The following is a 16,634-nucleotide window of genomic DNA, read 5'->3' on the forward strand; positions in this document are numbered from 1 at the left end:
CAAAAAGACCGCCTGAACATATCAGGCGGTCTTTTGTATTCTTCTGCGTGACAATTTAGCCGTAAACAGCTTCTTTGCCAAAGTGCTTGGTCAGCATGTAATACACCACCGCGCGGTATTTGCTGCGCTCAGAGCGGCCATAGGTTTCGAGAACCGCATTGATCGCATCCATCAATTGTGGACCATCAGCAAGGCCCAGCTTTTTGATGAGGAAATTGTTTTTCACTGTCTCAAGCTCAGCCTCTTGGCTGCCCGCAACGGTGGACGCATCTGCGTTATAAATCGCAGGGCCACAGCCGATTGTTACTTTTGTCAGCAGATCCATGTCAGGTGTCATGCCACATTTGTTTTTCAGATCGTCCGCATATTTCACGATCAGGTCGTCACGTTTTCCCATAATTTGCTCCCAGAAAATTGATTGAGGGGGATCCCCGTGGGCAAACGGTACTGCGTTACGCTTCTTCGGCAAAGGAAAAGATTTGCGACCTTTTCCCCTTAAACCTGCCAGCCTCAAAGTGCAGGCACGAAAAAAGCCGCCCGAAGGCGGCTGATTTCATTCATCTCAAAGCAGAACTTAGTAACGATAGTGTTCTGGCTTGAATGGGCCTTCCGCAGAAACACCGATGTAATCAGCTTGTTCTGTGGACAGTTTGGACAGTTTCACACCAATACGATCAAGGTGCAGACGTGCAACTTTTTCGTCCAGGTGTTTCGGCAGAATATAAACGTCGTTGTTATAGTCATCGCCTTTGGTCCAAAGTTCGATTTGCGCCAAAACTTGGTTGGTGAAGCTTGCGGACATCACGAAAGATGGGTGACCAGTCGCGTTACCAAGGTTCAACAAACGACCTTGGGACAGCAGGATCAAACGAGCGCCGGATGGCATTTCGATCATGTCCACTTGGTCTTTGATGTTTGTCCATTTGTGGTTTTTCAAGCTTGCGACCTGAATTTCATTGTCGAAGTGGCCGATATTGCCAACAATCGCCATGTCTTTCATTTCACGCATATGTTCAATGCGGATCACGTCTTTGTTGCCGGTTGTGGTGATGAAGATATCCGCAGAAGACACAGCGTCTTCCAAGGTCACAACTTCAAAACCGTCCATCGCAGCTTGCAGCGCGCAAATTGGGTCAACTTCGGTCACTTTCACACGTGCGCCCGCACCCGCAAGAGACGCAGCAGAACCTTTGCCAACATCGCCGTAACCACAAACGACAGCAACTTTACCAGCCATCATTGTGTCAGTCGCGCGGCGGATGCCATCCACGAGGGATTCTTTACAGCCGTATTTGTTGTCAAACTTGGATTTGGTAACCGAGTCATTCACGTTGATCGCAGGGAAAGGCAGCTGGCCTTGCTTCACGAGTTCATACAGACGGTGCACACCAGTGGTGGTTTCTTCAGAAACACCCTGAATCTGTTCGCGCATCTTGGTGAACCAACCAGGGCTTGCCGCCATGCGTTTTTTGATCTGCGCAAAGACTGCGATTTCTTCTTCAGACGTTGGTGTTTCGATCAGGCCGGTTTCGCCATTTTCAACGCGCGCACCCACAAGGATATAAAGGGTCGCGTCGCCGCCATCATCCAAGATCAGGTTTGGACCTTCTGGGAACATGAAGGATTTGTCGAGGTAATCCCAATGTTCTTCCAGTGTTTGACCTTTGATCGCGAACACAGGTGTGCCGCCAGCCGCAATCGCAGCCGCCGCGTGGTCTTGGGTTGAGAAGATGTTACAAGACGCCCAGCGCACGTCCGCACCCAAAGCAACCAGTGTTTCGATCAACACAGCGGTTTGAATGGTCATGTGCAGGGAACCCACAATGCGTGAACCCGCAAGTGGCTTGCTTTCACCATATTCGGTGCGCAGCGCCATCAGGCCCGGCATTTCAGTTTCTGCGATGTCCAGCTCTTTACGGCCGAACTCAGCAAGATTGATGTCTTTGACGATATAGTCATTGGCCATGAGAACGGCTCCCTACAAAATACTCTGCGCGCGCAATACCATTGGCGCAGAATCAAAACAATCCGATTTACTTGCACAAAACGCCCTGCGCCGTGCATCGTGTCATGTAAAACACGATATATGAGGTTTTCGTTAAGGGGTTTCCCGTTCAAACGCGATTTGCCCTATAACGCCCATGCGCCGCCCTTATAAGGTACGACAGGTGACCAACACAGAGACGAGACCATGATAAAAACACCTCGGGCTTGGCAGCGGATGTTGTCTGGCCGCCGACTTGACCTATTGGATCCAACCCCGGTTGACATCGAGATTGAAGATATCGCCCACGGCTTGGCTTTTGTCGCGCGATGGAACGGCCAAACGCGGGGTGATTTTGCCTATTCCGTTGCCGAACATTCCTTGCTGGTTGAAGAGATCTATACCCGACAGAACCCTAATGCGCCTGCGAAATGGAAACTTGCCGCCCTGCTGCATGACGCGCCGGAATACGTCATCGGGGACATGATTTCGCCGGTAAAATCTGCCGTTGGTCCTGGATATGAGGAACTGGATGCGCGACTGATGGCGGCAATCCACATACGCTTTGGTTTGCCTGCGCAAATTCCAAAAACCGTAAAACAAGCGATCAAACGGGCAGATAAAATCTCTGCTTGGCTTGAGGCAATTCAGCTTGCCGGGTTTTCGGAAGCCGAAGCAAACAAGATCTTTGGAACCCCGAAATCAGACACTATTAAAGGGCTTTCGTTGATTTTGCGCCCACCACTGAATGCACGTCAGGCCTTCACCAAACGTCACCAAACCTTGCTCGAGGATCTATGAAACACGCAATTATTATTCGTCGTGGCAGCCTTGCAGACACCCGAAATGCTTGCGATCTGTTGAACGAAATCATTCAGATCGGGGGCACGACTGCCATAAATGTTGCACTGTCCCGCGACGAATTCACGGATTGGGCGCATGGGGAAGGCTGCGTCTGGCACATTGCCGAACGCGATGACGGTACATTGCTGGGGTTTCAGTGGATCGGGCCATGGGAAGGTCTTGATGCAGATACCATCGAAATCGCCACTTTTGTCCGCGCGGGGCAAACCGGGCAAGGGATTGGCAGCAAGCTATTCGAAGTCACAAAATCCGCAGCGCGCGCCATGAATAAGAACTGGATAGAAGCTGAAATTCGTTCAGATAATGAAGGCGGGCTGATCTATTATCAAAGCATTGGGTTTCGGGGGAACACAAAGCGCAAAGGCAAACTGACCGACGGCACCCCCATTGAGAAAACCGTCAAGATCTACGACCTGTCTTAACCCGAAATCATGTCACTTCGGGCTGCGTTTCGCCAAGATACGCTGCAAGGTACGGCGATGCATGTTCAAGCGACGTGCCGTTTCAGATACATTGCGATCACATAGTTCATACACACGCTGAATATGTTCCCAACGCACGCGATCCGCTGACATGGGATTTTCTGGGGGCGGCGGCAATGTATCAGATTTCGCCAGCAAGGCAGCGGTGACATCATTGGCATCTGCGGGCTTAGACAGATAATCCGTGGCACCGGCTTTCACCGCAGCAACCGCCGTCGCAATCGCGCCATATCCGGTCAACACGATGATCCGGGCATCCGGGCGACGTTCGCGCAACAACTCAACGACATCCAAACCATTGCCATCTTCCAAACGCAAATCCACCACGGCGTAAGCGGGGGGGCGCGCGGTTGCAATCGCACGCCCTGCTGCAACAGATCCCGCAATCTCAGGTTCAAAACCACGTTTTTCCATTGCGCGCGACAGGCGGCGCAAAAATGGTTCATCGTCATCAACCAGAAGCAATGATCGGTCTTCACCGATGTCCTGAAGGTCTCTCTCTGTCATGGGATCCTCATCAATTTGCACTGCCCCTCACCATAGGCTTTCGCACGGTAAGGGTCAATTTATCACCTGTTCTTAGGTTATTTGGCGGCATCTATAAGGCAACCGGAAACTTCGGCGACCGTTTCAGGTGTCGGGGTTCGCCCAAACATTGCCATTGTGCCCTGACCTGGGATCACAAGATATGAAAAGACCGTATGATCCATCAAATAGTATTCTGGATCGCCGTTCTCTTCCTTCTTAAAGTAAGTCTTATAGGCGAGAGAAGCATTTTTCACCTGTTCCTCAGAACCAGTGAGACCAATCATGTCTTCATGCAAATTGAACACAAAATCCTTCATGACCGCAGGCGTATCACGGGCCGGATCGATCGAAACCATCGCAGGCTGCACGTCATATCCCGCCTCTTGCAGAATTTCACTCGCCATGGCGTTACGCGCGGTATCAGCGGGGCAAACATCAGGGCAGAATGTGTAGCCAAAATACAAAAGTGTCGGCTTTGAGATGACATCTACATCCGTTACGGCATTCCCATTGTGGTCGACCAAGTTGAAAGGGCCCCCAATCTGATCAAGCCCACCAAGGATGATATCATTCCCCCCGACACATTCTGAAATCGAGGCTTTTGTGGAATACCAAATCCCACCCAGCAGCGATAGAATTGCCACGACGGCAATAATTGCAACATTCCGGATCATGATTGTTCTTTCTGTTTCACGCGTTTGCGCATTGATCGCGTTATTAACGCCAAGTATCAAGAGCACGAGTTGACGCAGACACCGCCCAGACACAACAACGTGAACGGAAGCCCATGACCGATACCCAATCCGCCCTTTTTGGCAGCCACACCCATAACAACTGGATCCGCTTGCGCACCCTGATTATGTTGCGCTGGCTTGCCATCACGGGGCAGGTGGCGGCGGTCATCGCAGCGGAATGGATCTATGGGATCGACCTTGAAACCGGCCTCATATCTATGGTGATTGGCCTGTCCATCATCATCAATCTGGTCTCTATGTTCGTCTATTCAAATGTGCGCCGTCTCACCGAAAGTCAGGCCGCGCGCATGCTGTTGTTTGACACATTGCAACTGACGATTTTGCTGTGGCTGACCGGCGGTTTAAACAACCCCTTTGCCTTTCTGATCGTGGCCCCTGTTACAATTTCAGCGGCAGCCCTTTCCTTGCGATCAACCGTCGCTCTGGCGCTCATATCCGCGTGCAGCGTCACATTGCTTGCCCTCACCCATCTGCCATTGATCACCGATGCAGGCGAAATATTGAAAATCCCTGCGGTTCTGGCCTTCGGGTTTTGGGCTGGGATCATCACAGGCATCGTGTTTTTGGGGCTCTACGCCCACCGGGTAACATCGGAACAGCATTCCATGTCCGAAGCCCTTCTCGCGACCCAAATGGCACTGTCGCGCGAACAAAAACTGACAGATCTGGGTGGCGTTGTCGCCGCCGCAGCCCATGAATTGGGCACCCCCTTGGCAACCATCAAACTGGTCAGTTCGGAGTTGATTGAAGAACTAGAAGACCATCCAGAACTGCGCGATGACGCCGTGCTGATCCGTGAACAAGTTGGTCGTTGCCACGACATTATGCGGTCCATGGGTCGCGCGGGGAAGTCTGACAAACATCTCAAAATTGCAGCCCTTCAAACTGTGATCGAAGAAGCGGCCGAGCCCCATTTGATGCGCGGCAAAGAGGTCCATTTTAATTTCGGAGGTGAAGACAGTCAAACCCCACAACCCGACGCGTTCCGCCTACCCGAAGTTATACACGGTCTCCGCAACCTCATCCAAAATGCCGTTGATTTTGCACGGGAAAATGTTTGGGTTGAGGCCCGATGGAGCGCCGACACCATCATCATTCGTGTGATTGATGATGGCCCTGGATATCCATTGGACATGGCCGGGCGCATCGGGGATCCCTTTGTGCGACGGCGCGGCGCACCGAACATTGCAGGTCAGCGACCAGAATATCAGGGCATGGGCCTTGGCTTGTTCATCGCGAAAACCTTGCTGGAACGCACAGGTGCCGAGCTTAGCTTCAACAATGGATCCGATCCCTATCTTTTGCGCACGGAATGGCCCGAACAATGCGGCGCGATTGTCGAAGTATCCTGGCCTGCGCAAGCCGATGTTTTTCAACAAAAAGGCAGTCGGAGCGCCCTTGGGGAAAATGACCAAATCATCAATTAACCCGTTGTTAACCGACTTTAGGGCACCCTAACCAGGAGAACTTAAAGAAGGAGACAGGTGGTGTTGCATAGTTTTGCTGGTATGCCGGCTGGGATCATTGAACTTGCAATTGTGGTGACCACATCCCTCCTCACCGGCGGGCTGATGCTGTATCTTTTTCGGACAAAACCAACACAAAACGCAACCTCCCCTCACCTGCTGATCCGCCAAGCTGACCGTGTGCCTGTGTTTTTATTCAGCGATGAAACGCTTACAGACGCCACCCCATCCGCGCGCGAATTGCTACGCGCTGCCCCTTCGGCAACAACGAATTGGAAGCGGCTAACAGCCCTACTTTCCCCAAGATTTCCCAGTATTGCCGATGACCTGACGGACCTTGGTTCAAACGGCGAAGTCTTTGTCGCAGCCGCTGCACCAGATGACAGCGGCATGATCCATGCTGAATGGTGGGACGGGATGGTGCGCATAGAACTGACCGACGCCGCCAAACCCGAAGGCGATGTTGCGATTGATGGGCAATGTTTACGGGCCACCGAAGAAGAGCTCGCCTTGTTGCGTCACGTCTCAAATGAAAGCCCGGTTATCGCTTGGCAACTGGACCGTCCCGGCAATCTGATTTGGGCCAATTCCGCTTATATGGATGTCGCCGCCGCCCATGCGGGTGCAACACACAACCATCTTTGGCCACCCCAAGATATTTTCCCCGAACTTCGCGACAAACCAATTGATGGCATGGAACATCGATTGACCTTGCACCCAGAAGAGGCCCGCCGTCTGGTACCTGGGCAACAATCTCGTTGGTTTGACTGTCGGAAAACCACTTGGCAGGACACGACCATATGTGTCGCAATCGAAAGTGGTGCAGAAGTAAACGCCCGCGCGACGCTTGATGAATTCGTACAAACATTGTCAAAAACCTTTGCGCATCTATCCATCGGATTAGCGATTTTTGATCGCGACCGTCAGTTAACCATGTTCAACCCCGCACTTACTGAATTGACGGGGCTTGACGTGATGTTTCTTTCGAACAAGCCCGAATTATCTTCGTTTCTGGACGCATTGCGTGACAAACGCATGATGCCAGAGCCAAAAAACTATGCCCATTGGCGGGAACACATTCGTCGGTTGGAAGCAAACGCCAGCAATCGGCCGCATGAAGAAACCTGGTCTCTGCCGTCTGGGCGTACATATAAAATTATAGGCCGCCCTCACCCAAATGGCGCAATCACGTTTCAGATCGAAGATATCACCCCGGAAATCACCCTGACACGGCAATTCCGCGCGGAATTGGAACTTAGCCAAGCTGTCATCGACACATTCCCAGAGGCCATAGTCGTCTTTTCCCCAGATGGAATATTGACGATTTCCAACCGCGCATACGCCACACTTTGGGGCAGTGACCCCGGGTCAAACATCGCCGAAATCACCTGCTCTGATGCGGTTTCCCTTTGGGCCAAAGCCACAGAAGCCACCCCGATTTGGTCGGGCGTGGAGAACAGCATTGGGCGCATTCACAATCGCGAATCTTGGAGTGCTGAAATCAAGATGGACGACGGGCGTCATTTGTTTATTAGCATCACCCCCATCACAGGCGGCGCAACGCTTGTACGCTTCACGACCCGTGGCAAGGCGGTGTCAGATCAGGGACAGCCTGCGGTGACACATCCTGCCATCTAACGGCGCACCCGTCTGAGGCCTTGCGGTGGCTGACACCTAAGGTAAACTCTGCGCATGTTACAAATGCACGATCACACATTCCACTTCCCAGACGAAAACCAGACCGCGGCCTTTGCCGTTGCCATGGCTGAACATCTGCGCCCCGGCGACTGTATCTTGCTAGAAGGTCCTGTCGGCGCAGGAAAATCACATTTTGCCCGGGCGATTATCCGCGAGCTGCTTATTGTTGCTGAAGACATCCCCTCGCCGACCTTCACTCTGGTTCAAACATATGATGGGCAGCATGGCGAAATATGGCACAGCGACTTGTATCGGCTGTCCCACACGGACGAGGTTGCTGAACTGGGCTTGGAAGATGCATTTTCCGACGCAATTTGTTTTGTCGAATGGCCGGATCGCCTTGGATCTTACCGACCTAAAACTGCACTCACTTTAACCTTCAGCGTCGGTGAGCATCCCAACACACGAAATCTATTGGTGCATGCCCCGACCGAACGGTGGCAAACGATAATTCAGGACATCCACGCAGAATGACCCGCTCTCAAGACATGCAAACCTTTATCGCGACATCCGGCCGTGATCACGCGACCATCACACCTTTGGCGCAAGATGCCTCGGCCCGCCAATATTTTCGCGTCCAACATGGCGCTGAAACCACCATTTTGATGGATGCCCCCCCTGATAAAAACCCTCCTCAAGACAGCTTTGTCGACATCGCCCAGTGGTTAACCACCGCTGGTTTCAGTGCCCCTGAAATTATACACAGCGATATTCCGGCTGGTTTTCTATTGTGCGAAGACCTTTCTGACGCCGTTTTCAGCATGGAAATTGATTCCGGCCGCCTGCCCAGTGATGTGGCATTTGAGGCCGCCTCTGACATGCTGTGCGAGCTGCATCAACGCGCACCAATGCCCGACTTACCGATCTACACCCCCAACAACATGAGTCGCATGGCACAACCTCTGTTCGACTTTTACCAACCGGATGTCTCGCGTGATCCACAGGCAGAAAGCCAATTTTATACTGTGTTAGAGACTGTTTTGCAAAAAACTTGGCTGGGCAACCCGGTGACACTGTTGCGTGATTTCCATGCCGGTAACCTTATCTGGCTTCCAAATCGCGAAGCTCATAAACGTGTTGGGCTTTTGGATTTCCAAGATGCTGCGGTTGGGCATGTCGCCTATGATTTGGTATCCATGCTTTTCGACATTCGACGTAAGATTGATATGGATCTGGCACAGGACACGATTGTCAAATTTGCGCATAAATCCAACCTGCCCGTTACAGAATTTCAGGCGGCTTGCGCGGCCCAATCGGCGCAACGAAACCTGCGGATTTTGGGGATCTTTTCGGCACTCGCCTCCCGCCAAGGTAAAACGGGTTACCTCAAATGGTTGCCAGCGGTCTGGAACCAGCTGCAACGTGACCTCGCCCACCCGGCCTTGTCGGATCTACAAGACATCGCATCGAACATCATCGTTTCGCCTGAGAACAGTAAGGTTGCATCGTGACACCTAATTTTCCCTTAATGATATTCGCGGCAGGCCTTGGCACACGCATGGGGCCGCTCACGAAACATCAACCCAAACCCATGGTAAAAGTGGGTGGGAAAACCCTAATTGATCATACGTTGGACACCGTGAAACACGCGCCAATCTCTCGGATTGTTGTTAACCTTCATTACCACAGCGACATGTTGAAAGATCACTTATCTGGCCGAAACATCTCGTTTTCGGACGAGACGGATCAGCTTTTGGAAACGGGCGGTGGGTTGCGAAAAGCTGCTGATATCCTCGAAACAGACCCTGTTTTCACCCTGAATTCAGATGCCATTTGGAATGGCCCTGATCCACTTGCGATGCTTCACGCCGCTTGGGACGCCAGCAAGATGGACGCATTGCTTTTGTTAATAAACCCCAATCAAGCCCTAGGTCATAAAGGCAACGGTGACTTTATCTTGGACGAAAGCGGTGAAATCTCGCGCGGGCCGGGCAAGGTATATTCCGGGGCGCAAATTATTAGCACCTCTGGTCTGCCAGACATCCCCGATGACGTGTTTTCCCTAAACAAACTTTGGGACATCTACGCCGCGAAAGGTCGATTGTTTGGGCTGCATTGGCCCGGTAAATGGTGTGATGTTGGGCAACCTGAAAGCATTCCATTGGCCGAAACAATCCTGCGAGAAAGCGATGTTTGAACCGTCCACGCAGCCCCGCGTGTTTGCATTACCCCCGGGCGTAGATTTCACGCAGTCCTTGCTTGCTGGCCTTCGCACCCGTTGGCCAGACAGCGACCCGTTAGCACCGCCCAAAACCGAAATCTACTTAAACACCCGGCGCAGCGCCCGGAAGCTGCGTGATGCATTTGACCAAGGGCCCGCAGGGTTATTACCCCGCATCAAGACGCTTGATGAATTTGCCACCGAAGTACCACTGTCAGACGCACCGCCCCTAATCTCAAGCCTGCGCAAACGCTTGGAAATCGCCCAGTTGGTGCAGGCGATGATTGCCAGATCGCCAGATCTCGCCCCGCAGTCTGCTGCCTTTGACCTTGCCGAAAGCCTTGTTTCCCTGTTCGATGAAGCCGAGGGAGAAGGCATAAATCCCGCAAATATCCTGGCGCTAGATCTTAGTGATCAATCTGGACATTGGGCGCGCGCACAACAATTCCTGTCCCTCGTTATGTCATATTTTGAAAGTTCCGGCCCAGGCAATGAAGCCCGAAAAAGAACGGCGGCCCTAAGCTTAATCAACATGTGGCAGGTATCGCCGCCAGAAACCCCGATGATTGTCGCGGGTTCTACGGGGTCGCGCGGCACAACCCATTTCATCATGGATGCCGTCGCCCGATTGCCCCAAGGCGCGGTCATCTTGCCCGGATTTGACTTTGACATGCCCGCCAGCGCCTGGAAAGCACTGGAAAAGGAAGGCAGCGGCGAAGATCATCCGCAATATCGCGCCCTAACGTTGATGCAATCGCTAGACATATCCCGGGATGAGATCCTGCCTTGGGTGGATATTTCCGCACCCGCGCCTGCACGCAATCGCTTGCTGTCATTGGCACTGCGCCCCGCCCCGGTAACAGATCAGTGGCACAATGAAGCCGCTGATTCCACCGATATTCAGGCAGCTTGCGCGGGTGTCACCTTGCTTGAAGCCCCCGACAGCCGCAGTGAAGCTGGCGCGATCGCGCTTGGCATGCGTGCAGCCCTTGAGAACGGGAAAACGACCGCCCTTGTCACGCCGGATCGTCAACTTTCCCGTAGGGTCGCCATGGCGTTGTCTCGTTGGGGCATTGAACCTGACGATTCGGCGGGTCGACCGCTGCATCTGTCAGCGCCAGGGCGTCTCTTGCGCCAAGTCGCCGCCTTGTTCGGCAATCAGATGGAAGCCTCTGATTTACTGGCCCTTTTAAAGCATCCCTTGGTTGCAACTGGACCAGATGTGCGCGGGCAACATCTGTTACACACCCGCGAATTGGAACTTTGGATTCGCCGTAAAGGCATGCCATTCCCCAATGCCGACGACCTGATGATTTGGCAGGAACACGTCAAAACAGATGCCTCAAAAACCTGGGTGAATTGGCTGCTGGGCTGCCTAAGGTCGCTTGGGGAAGTGATGGAAGCCGACATTGGGCATTTCACAAAACACCTGGTCACAACATGTGAAGCCCTATGCGCTGGTCCCGAACAGGTGGGAAGTGGCGAATTGTGGGAAAACATTGCGGGTCATGAAGCAAAGCGTGTGATGGATGACCTGCTTGAGGTCTCGGACGCAGGCGGCACACATAGCCCACGCGAATTCACCGCACTGCTGTTGTCGCTGTTGCAAGATGGCGAGCTGCGCAACGCTATTGTACCGAATCCGAATGTCATGATCTGGGGCACGCTTGAAGCACGGGTTCAGACGGCGGATCTTGTGATTTTGGGCAGCTTGAATGAAGGGGTATGGCCGGGGCAACCCACGCCTGATCCTTGGCTGAACAGGAACATGAGGCGCGAGTTGGGGTTATTGTTGCCAGAACGGCGTACGGGCCTTGCCGCACATGACTTCCAACAGGCTGCTGGCGCGCAGGAGGTCTGGATAACCCGATCTATCCGGGATGCATCCGCTGAAACCGTTCCATCCCGCTGGGTGAACCGTCTGGTCAATCTGCTTTCCGGCCTACAGGAACAAAACGGCCCCAATGCACTAAAGGAAATGGTGTCACGTGGCCAAAATTGGCTAGACTTGCTGAAGAAGTGGGATCGCGCTTTGCCAGAGGTTTCCCCAGCATCACGCCCCTCCCCACGTCCCCCCATAGATCAACGCCCCAAAGAATTGCCCGTCACCGCGATTCAGACCCTAATACGGGACCCATACGCCATTTATGCGCGCTACATCTTACGTCTGCGCGCACTCAGACCGTTACAACAATCCCCTGATGCCCCACTTAGAGGCACGATTGTTCACGATATTTTAGACGCGTTCATCAAGGAAAATGACCTGTCTGAAGAAACGTTCTTATGGGTGATTGATGAAAAGCTGCCCACAGCTGCCCCATGGCCTGCGGTACAGAGAATGTGGCGGGCTAAGTTGCTGCGTGTGTCAAGTTGGTTGCTTGAAACGGAAGCTGTACGGCAGACACATGCGACGCCGATATTATTTGAAGAAAAGGGCTCAGTCACATTGGCACAGACTGAATTCAATCTCACTTGCCGCACGGATAGAATTGACCAGTCATCTGACGGACAAGTGCGGATTTACGATTACAAGACCGGTGCCCCGCCCTCAAAGGATCAGCAAAAACACTTTGACAAACAACTGCCCTTGCAAGCCGCCATGGCGGAACGCGGGGCGTTCAAAACCCTTGGGAACGCACATATTTCACAAGCTGCATACATCGGGTTAGGGTCATCGCCCGTCTTTATGACCGCATCCTTGGAGGACCCAACAACAGATGAAGTTTGGGATCAGTTCTGCCAGTTGATTGAATCCTGGATGCAACCTGAACGCGGGTACCTGTCCCGTCGCGCGATCGAAGGTCAACGATTTGACGGCGATTACGACCACCTCGCGCGGTATGGCGAATGGGACACCACCGCAACCCCGCAAGAGGATGACCTAATATGATCCGCCCAGACGACGCAACGCTGGCGCAAATGAACGCAGCAGACCCCGCCGGTTCTGTCTGGTTATCGGCCAACGCCGGATCAGGTAAAACACGGGTATTAACCAACAGAGTGGCGCGCCTGTTGCTTGGTGGCGTCAACGCGCAGCACATCCTTTGCCTGACCTATACCACTGCCGCCGCAACCGAAATGCAGAACCGTTTGTTCCGCCTGCTTGGGTCCTGGGCCATGAAGGAAGACGGTGACCTGCGTAGTGAGTTGTCCTTGCTTGGCGTCACTGAAGATCTGACATCCGATGTTTTGGATCGGGCCAGACGCCTGTTTGCGGGCGCAATTGAAACCCCTGGCGGGTTAAAAATCCAAACGATCCATTCCTTTTGCGCGTCCCTATTGCGCCGCTTCCCCCTTGAAGCAGGGGTCTCGCCGCAGTTTCAAGAAATGGATGAACGCGACGCCAATACATTGCGAGACGCCGTGGTCGATGCCATCGCATCGGGGCCAGACGTGAACTTGATTGATCAGTTGGCGCGCTATTACACGGGGGAAGATTTTTCACGGCTGACACAAGAGATCGTGAAGAATAAATCGAAATTCGCCCCCCCGCCTTCTGAACAAGGCATCAAAACAGCCTTAAACTTGGCACCCGACGACACGCTGGATGCTTTGATCGCAGACACCATTGATCGCGATGATCCCAAGCTGTTGCGCGACCTAGCGCCATTGTTTGCGAAGGGCGGCACAACAGATCAGAAGAACGCCGGTATTTTATATTCCATCGCGTCTGATCAGATATCCATCGGTGACCTCGCAACACTTGAGAAACTGTTCCTGACGGGCGCGACTGCAAAATCACCTTTCAGCGCAAAAATTGGGTCTCTTCCGACCAAGAAAACGCAGGCAACCCTTGGGTCGCTGCTTGATCCATTAAACGAACTTATGCAGCGTGTTGAGGAAAATCGTGAACGCCGTCTAAATCTGTTGACCGCAAACCGAAGCCATGCGCTGTGTGCTTTCGCTGCCGTATTTGTCAAAGGCTATGAGGCGCAAAAATTGATCCGTGGGAAATTGGATTTCGACGATCTTATCCTAAAAGCACGCGATTTGCTGCGTGATCCATTGGTGGCGCAATGGGTTTTGTTTCGGCTTGATGGCGGGGTCGATCATATCCTTGTGGACGAAGCCCAAGACACCAGCCCCGCACAATGGGACGTTGTCGAAGCATTGGCCCAAGAATTTACCGCAGGTGAAGGGGCGCGCAGCGGTGTTGATCGTTCACTTTTCGTCGTGGGCGATGAAAAACAATCGATCTATTCATTCCAAGGTGCAGACCCCGCCAGTTTTGATCGCATGCGCCAAGAATTCGGGGATCGTTTGCGTTCTGCGCAGATGCCGTTCAACAGCATGCAACTGGCCCATTCGTTCAGATCTGCCCCCGCAATTTTGCGTGCCGTGGATGTAACGTTCAAGCCCGGCGGCGCCACCAAAGCGACCGACGAGATGACGCATATCGCCTTTAAATCCGAGATGCCTGGTCGCGTCGATCTTTGGCCCGTGGAACCTAAACCAGAAAAAGAAGACCCAACCGCATGGTATGAACCCGTCGATAAGCCCGCGCGAAACAATGAAATCGTTGTGCTTGCCCGATCCATTGCGGACCATATTTCAAACATGTTGGACTCCGCCTGCATTCCCAACGAGATTGGCCATTCCGGGACATATGAAATGCGCCGCGTTGAACCCGGCGACTTTCTGATCCTCGTGCAGGGGCGGCAGACCCTATTTCATGAGATCATCGCAGAATGCAAAGCGCGCGCCTTGCCCATTGCCGGGGCGGATAAGTTGAAAATTGGGGCTGAACTGGCCGTCAAAGATATCCGTGCACTCTTGTCATTTTTGGCAACCCCTGAAGACGACTTGTCCTTGGCAGCAGCATTGCGATCACCCCTATTTGGTTGGACAGCAGATGCGCTTCATCACCTGGCACAGCCCCGACGCAATGGGGAATATTTGTGGCAAGCGCTGCGCGACGATGAAAATCATGCCCAAACCCGCGATGTGTTGTCAGACCTACTGCGCGAAGCGGATTTCCTGCGGCCGTGGGATCTAATCGAACGCATCCTAACGCGGCACGATGGGCGCCGCCATTTGATCGCGCGTTTGGGCCAAGAAGTAGAAGACGGCCTGGATGCATTACTCACACAGGCCGAAGCGTTTGAGCGTTCCAGCGTGCCATCGTTAACTGGCTTTCTGGGATGGCTGGACAGTGGTGATATCGACATCAAACGGCAACCCGACGGTGCTGGAAATCGCATTCGCGTGATGACGGTGCATGGTGCAAAAGGGCTTGAAGCGCCCATTGTGATATTGCCCGACACCGCCGTAAAGAAGAACACGGTTCGCGAAGAAATATTCGACATTCAAGGCACTCCGGTCTGGAAACCAAACGCCGATGCCACCCCGCCCGCTGTTGTGGATGAACGCGATGCCATCGCGGAACGTCAACTTGAGGAAAAAGATCGCCTGCTTTACGTCGCGATGACCCGCGCAGAAAAATGGCTGATCGTCGCGGGCGCAGGCGAGGTCGACGGAAACAACAGCAGCTGGTATCGCCAAATCGAAGCGGGCCTTGGGCTTGCTGATGCACAGCCCTATCCTTTCGCACAAGGCGATGGGTTGCGTCTGGAAACTGGGCAATGGACCAATGTGGAATTTGCACCAGCGACGCAGGCGGATGATGCCATTGACACTGGCTTGCCTGATTGGATCGACCATCCGGTCTCGGCCCCCGCGGCACAACAGAAAACCATTTCGCCGTCCGGGTTGGGGGGCGAAAAAATCATGGCTGGGTTTGTTGATGGTGAAGGCGACCAGGATCAGGCAATGCTGTATGGGACGATTGTCCATTGCCTTCTTGAAAACTTACCCGATGTCGAACCAACCCTTCGAAAAACCCATGGCGCGAGATTGTTGGAACGTTGGCCTGATGTACCTGAGACTGAACGGGAAAACCTGTTGGCCGAAGCGTTAACTTTGCTGAACACTCCGTCATTGGCCGGGCTTTTTGCTGCTGACTCACTTGCCGAAGTCTCCCTCTCGGCACCTCTGACAGGCGAACTTCGGTTACACGGAATTGTCGACAGGTTGTTGATCACCCCCGAAAGCATCTGCGCAGTTGATTTCAAAACCAACCGAAACATACCGGAAAATCCCACCCAAGTGCCCGAAGGAATCCTTAGGCAATTGGGCGCATATGAGTTGGCGTTGAAGCAAATTTTTCCCAACAGGAAAGTGGAAACCGCCATTCTGTGGACAAAGTCAGCAACACTTATGCCAATACCTCACGATCTTGTGTCCGCAGCCATATCCCGCGCTGCCACGCCTTGACGTCAGACCTGGTCGACCTTAGGTTTCGATCAACTTTTATTTGTTCTCGAGGAGTTTGAGACATGGCAACCGTAGCAGTCACCGACGCAACATTTGATGCAGAAGTAAAAGAATCCGCGATCCCCGTGGTCGTAGATTTTTGGGCAGAATGGTGTGGCCCATGTAAACAAATCGGCCCCGCGCTTGAAGAGCTTTCTGCGCAATATGATGGCCAGGTGAAAATCGTCAAAGTGAACGTCGACGAAAACCCCAATTCACCAGCGCAAATGGGCGTTCGCGGCATTCCAGCCCTGTTCATGTTCAAAGATGGTCAAGTAATCTCGAACAAAGTTGGCGCAGCTCCAAAAGCAGCGCTAGACAGCTGGATCAAAGAAAACGTTTGATTTCTGTTGTTTAGAAAAGGCGCCTACGGGCGCCTTTTTT

Annotated in this window: 14 protein-coding genes; 10 read left to right on the forward strand and 4 right to left on the reverse strand. The window is 53.1% G+C overall.

Annotation, left to right across the window (positions count from 1 at the left end):
* Nucleotides 1-55: 55 nt before the first annotated feature.
* Both RJ38_RS08290 and ahcY read right to left on the reverse strand, forming a co-directional pair.
* Entirely contained in the window at nt 56-397 is a 342-nt protein-coding gene (locus RJ38_RS08290; RefSeq protein ID WP_039018394.1) for a DUF2853 family protein, read from the reverse strand.
* Nucleotides 398-574: 177 nt separating this feature from the next.
* Nucleotides 575-1,966: an adenosylhomocysteinase gene (gene ahcY, locus RJ38_RS08295; protein WP_039018395.1), complete on the reverse strand. Its 1,392-nt coding sequence runs from the start codon at nt 1,964-1,966 to the stop codon at nt 575-577.
* Between the two features lie 225 nt (nt 1,967-2,191).
* Here ahcY and RJ38_RS08300 point away from each other — a divergent pair, with 225 nt between their 5' ends.
* Both RJ38_RS08300 and RJ38_RS08305 read left to right on the forward strand, forming a co-directional pair.
* Nucleotides 2,192-2,785: an HD domain-containing protein gene (locus RJ38_RS08300; RefSeq protein ID WP_039018396.1), complete on the forward strand. Its 594-nt coding sequence runs from the start codon at nt 2,192-2,194 to the stop codon at nt 2,783-2,785.
* Complete coding sequence (locus tag RJ38_RS08305; protein ID WP_039018397.1) at nt 2,782-3,270, forward strand: GNAT family N-acetyltransferase; 489 nt, start codon at nt 2,782-2,784, stop codon at nt 3,268-3,270. The genes RJ38_RS08300 and RJ38_RS08305 overlap by 4 nt, the downstream gene beginning before the upstream one ends.
* Nucleotides 3,271-3,282: 12 nt before the next feature.
* On the opposite strand, the gene RJ38_RS08310 is transcribed toward RJ38_RS08305, so the two are convergent.
* Both RJ38_RS08310 and RJ38_RS08315 read right to left on the reverse strand, forming a co-directional pair.
* Nucleotides 3,283-3,837 carry an ActR/PrrA/RegA family redox response regulator transcription factor gene (locus RJ38_RS08310; RefSeq protein ID WP_039018398.1) on the reverse strand — a complete coding sequence of 185 codons (555 nt, stop codon included), beginning with the start codon at nt 3,835-3,837 and terminating at the stop codon, nt 3,283-3,285.
* Nucleotides 3,838-3,914: 77 nt separating this feature from the next.
* Nucleotides 3,915-4,532, reverse strand: a complete 618-nt coding sequence (locus tag RJ38_RS08315) for an SCO family protein (RefSeq protein WP_039018854.1) — start codon at nt 4,530-4,532, stop codon at nt 3,915-3,917.
* A gap of 113 nt (nt 4,533-4,645) precedes the next feature.
* Here RJ38_RS08315 and regB point away from each other — a divergent pair, with 113 nt between their 5' ends.
* The 8 genes from regB (at nt 4,646) to trxA (ending at nt 16,594) form a co-directional block, all read left to right on the forward strand.
* Complete coding sequence (gene regB / locus RJ38_RS08320; RefSeq protein ID WP_039018399.1) at nt 4,646-6,040, forward strand: sensor histidine kinase RegB; 1,395 nt, start codon at nt 4,646-4,648, stop codon at nt 6,038-6,040.
* Between the two features lie 60 nt (nt 6,041-6,100).
* Nucleotides 6,101-7,717, forward strand: a complete 1,617-nt coding sequence (locus RJ38_RS08325) for a PAS-domain containing protein (protein ID WP_156121810.1) — start codon at nt 6,101-6,103, stop codon at nt 7,715-7,717.
* A gap of 54 nt (nt 7,718-7,771) precedes the next feature.
* Nucleotides 7,772-8,251: a tRNA (adenosine(37)-N6)-threonylcarbamoyltransferase complex ATPase subunit type 1 TsaE gene (tsaE, locus tag RJ38_RS08330; protein WP_039018400.1), complete on the forward strand. Its 480-nt coding sequence runs from the start codon at nt 7,772-7,774 to the stop codon at nt 8,249-8,251.
* The gene (locus RJ38_RS08335; RefSeq protein WP_039018401.1) at nt 8,248-9,228 is read left to right on the forward strand and encodes an aminoglycoside phosphotransferase family protein; all 981 of its coding nucleotides are present in this window, start codon (nt 8,248-8,250) and stop codon (nt 9,226-9,228) included. The genes tsaE and RJ38_RS08335 overlap by 4 nt, the downstream gene beginning before the upstream one ends.
* Entirely contained in the window at nt 9,225-9,914 is a 690-nt protein-coding gene (locus tag RJ38_RS08340) for a nucleotidyltransferase family protein (RefSeq protein ID WP_238321667.1), read from the forward strand. Before RJ38_RS08335 ends, RJ38_RS08340 begins: the two co-directional genes overlap by 4 nt.
* A gap of 19 nt (nt 9,915-9,933) precedes the next feature.
* Nucleotides 9,934-12,828, forward strand: coding sequence for a double-strand break repair protein AddB (gene addB / locus RJ38_RS08345; RefSeq protein WP_238321668.1), 2,895 nt, complete (start codon nt 9,934-9,936; stop codon nt 12,826-12,828).
* On the forward strand, nt 12,825-16,211 hold the full coding sequence (addA, locus tag RJ38_RS08350) for a double-strand break repair helicase AddA (RefSeq protein ID WP_039018404.1): 3,387 nt from the start codon (nt 12,825-12,827) through the stop codon (nt 16,209-16,211). Before addB ends, addA begins: the two co-directional genes overlap by 4 nt.
* Before the next feature lie 62 nt (nt 16,212-16,273).
* Complete coding sequence (gene trxA, locus RJ38_RS08355; RefSeq protein WP_039018405.1) at nt 16,274-16,594, forward strand: thioredoxin; 321 nt, start codon at nt 16,274-16,276, stop codon at nt 16,592-16,594.
* Nucleotides 16,595-16,634: the final 40 nt, after the last annotated feature.

Origin of the sequence: Halocynthiibacter namhaensis, from assembly GCF_000812685.1 — a bacterium.
Classification (GTDB): domain Bacteria; phylum Pseudomonadota; class Alphaproteobacteria; order Rhodobacterales; family Rhodobacteraceae; genus Halocynthiibacter; species Halocynthiibacter namhaensis.

Excerpts from the sequence above, each read along its gene's own strand:
- RJ38_RS08290 (WP_039018394.1), bottom strand. The coding sequence starts at position 397 with ATGGGAAAACGTGACGACCTGATCGTGAAATATGCGGACGATCTGAAA.
- ahcY (WP_039018395.1), bottom strand. The coding sequence starts at position 1,966 with ATGGCCAATGACTATATCGTCAAAGACATCAATCTTGCTGAGTTCGGC.
- RJ38_RS08300 (WP_039018396.1), top strand. The coding sequence starts at position 2,192 with ATGATAAAAACACCTCGGGCTTGGCAGCGGATGTTGTCTGGCCGCCGA.
- RJ38_RS08305 (WP_039018397.1), top strand. The coding sequence starts at position 2,782 with ATGAAACACGCAATTATTATTCGTCGTGGCAGCCTTGCAGACACCCGA.
- RJ38_RS08310 (WP_039018398.1), bottom strand. The coding sequence starts at position 3,837 with ATGACAGAGAGAGACCTTCAGGACATCGGTGAAGACCGATCATTGCTT.
- RJ38_RS08315 (WP_039018854.1), bottom strand. The coding sequence starts at position 4,532 with ATGATCCGGAATGTTGCAATTATTGCCGTCGTGGCAATTCTATCGCTG.
- regB (WP_039018399.1), top strand. The coding sequence starts at position 4,646 with ATGACCGATACCCAATCCGCCCTTTTTGGCAGCCACACCCATAACAAC.
- tsaE (WP_039018400.1), top strand. The coding sequence starts at position 7,772 with ATGTTACAAATGCACGATCACACATTCCACTTCCCAGACGAAAACCAG.
- RJ38_RS08335 (WP_039018401.1), top strand. The coding sequence starts at position 8,248 with ATGACCCGCTCTCAAGACATGCAAACCTTTATCGCGACATCCGGCCGT.
- addA (WP_039018404.1), top strand. The coding sequence starts at position 12,825 with ATGATCCGCCCAGACGACGCAACGCTGGCGCAAATGAACGCAGCAGAC.
- trxA (WP_039018405.1), top strand. The coding sequence starts at position 16,274 with ATGGCAACCGTAGCAGTCACCGACGCAACATTTGATGCAGAAGTAAAA.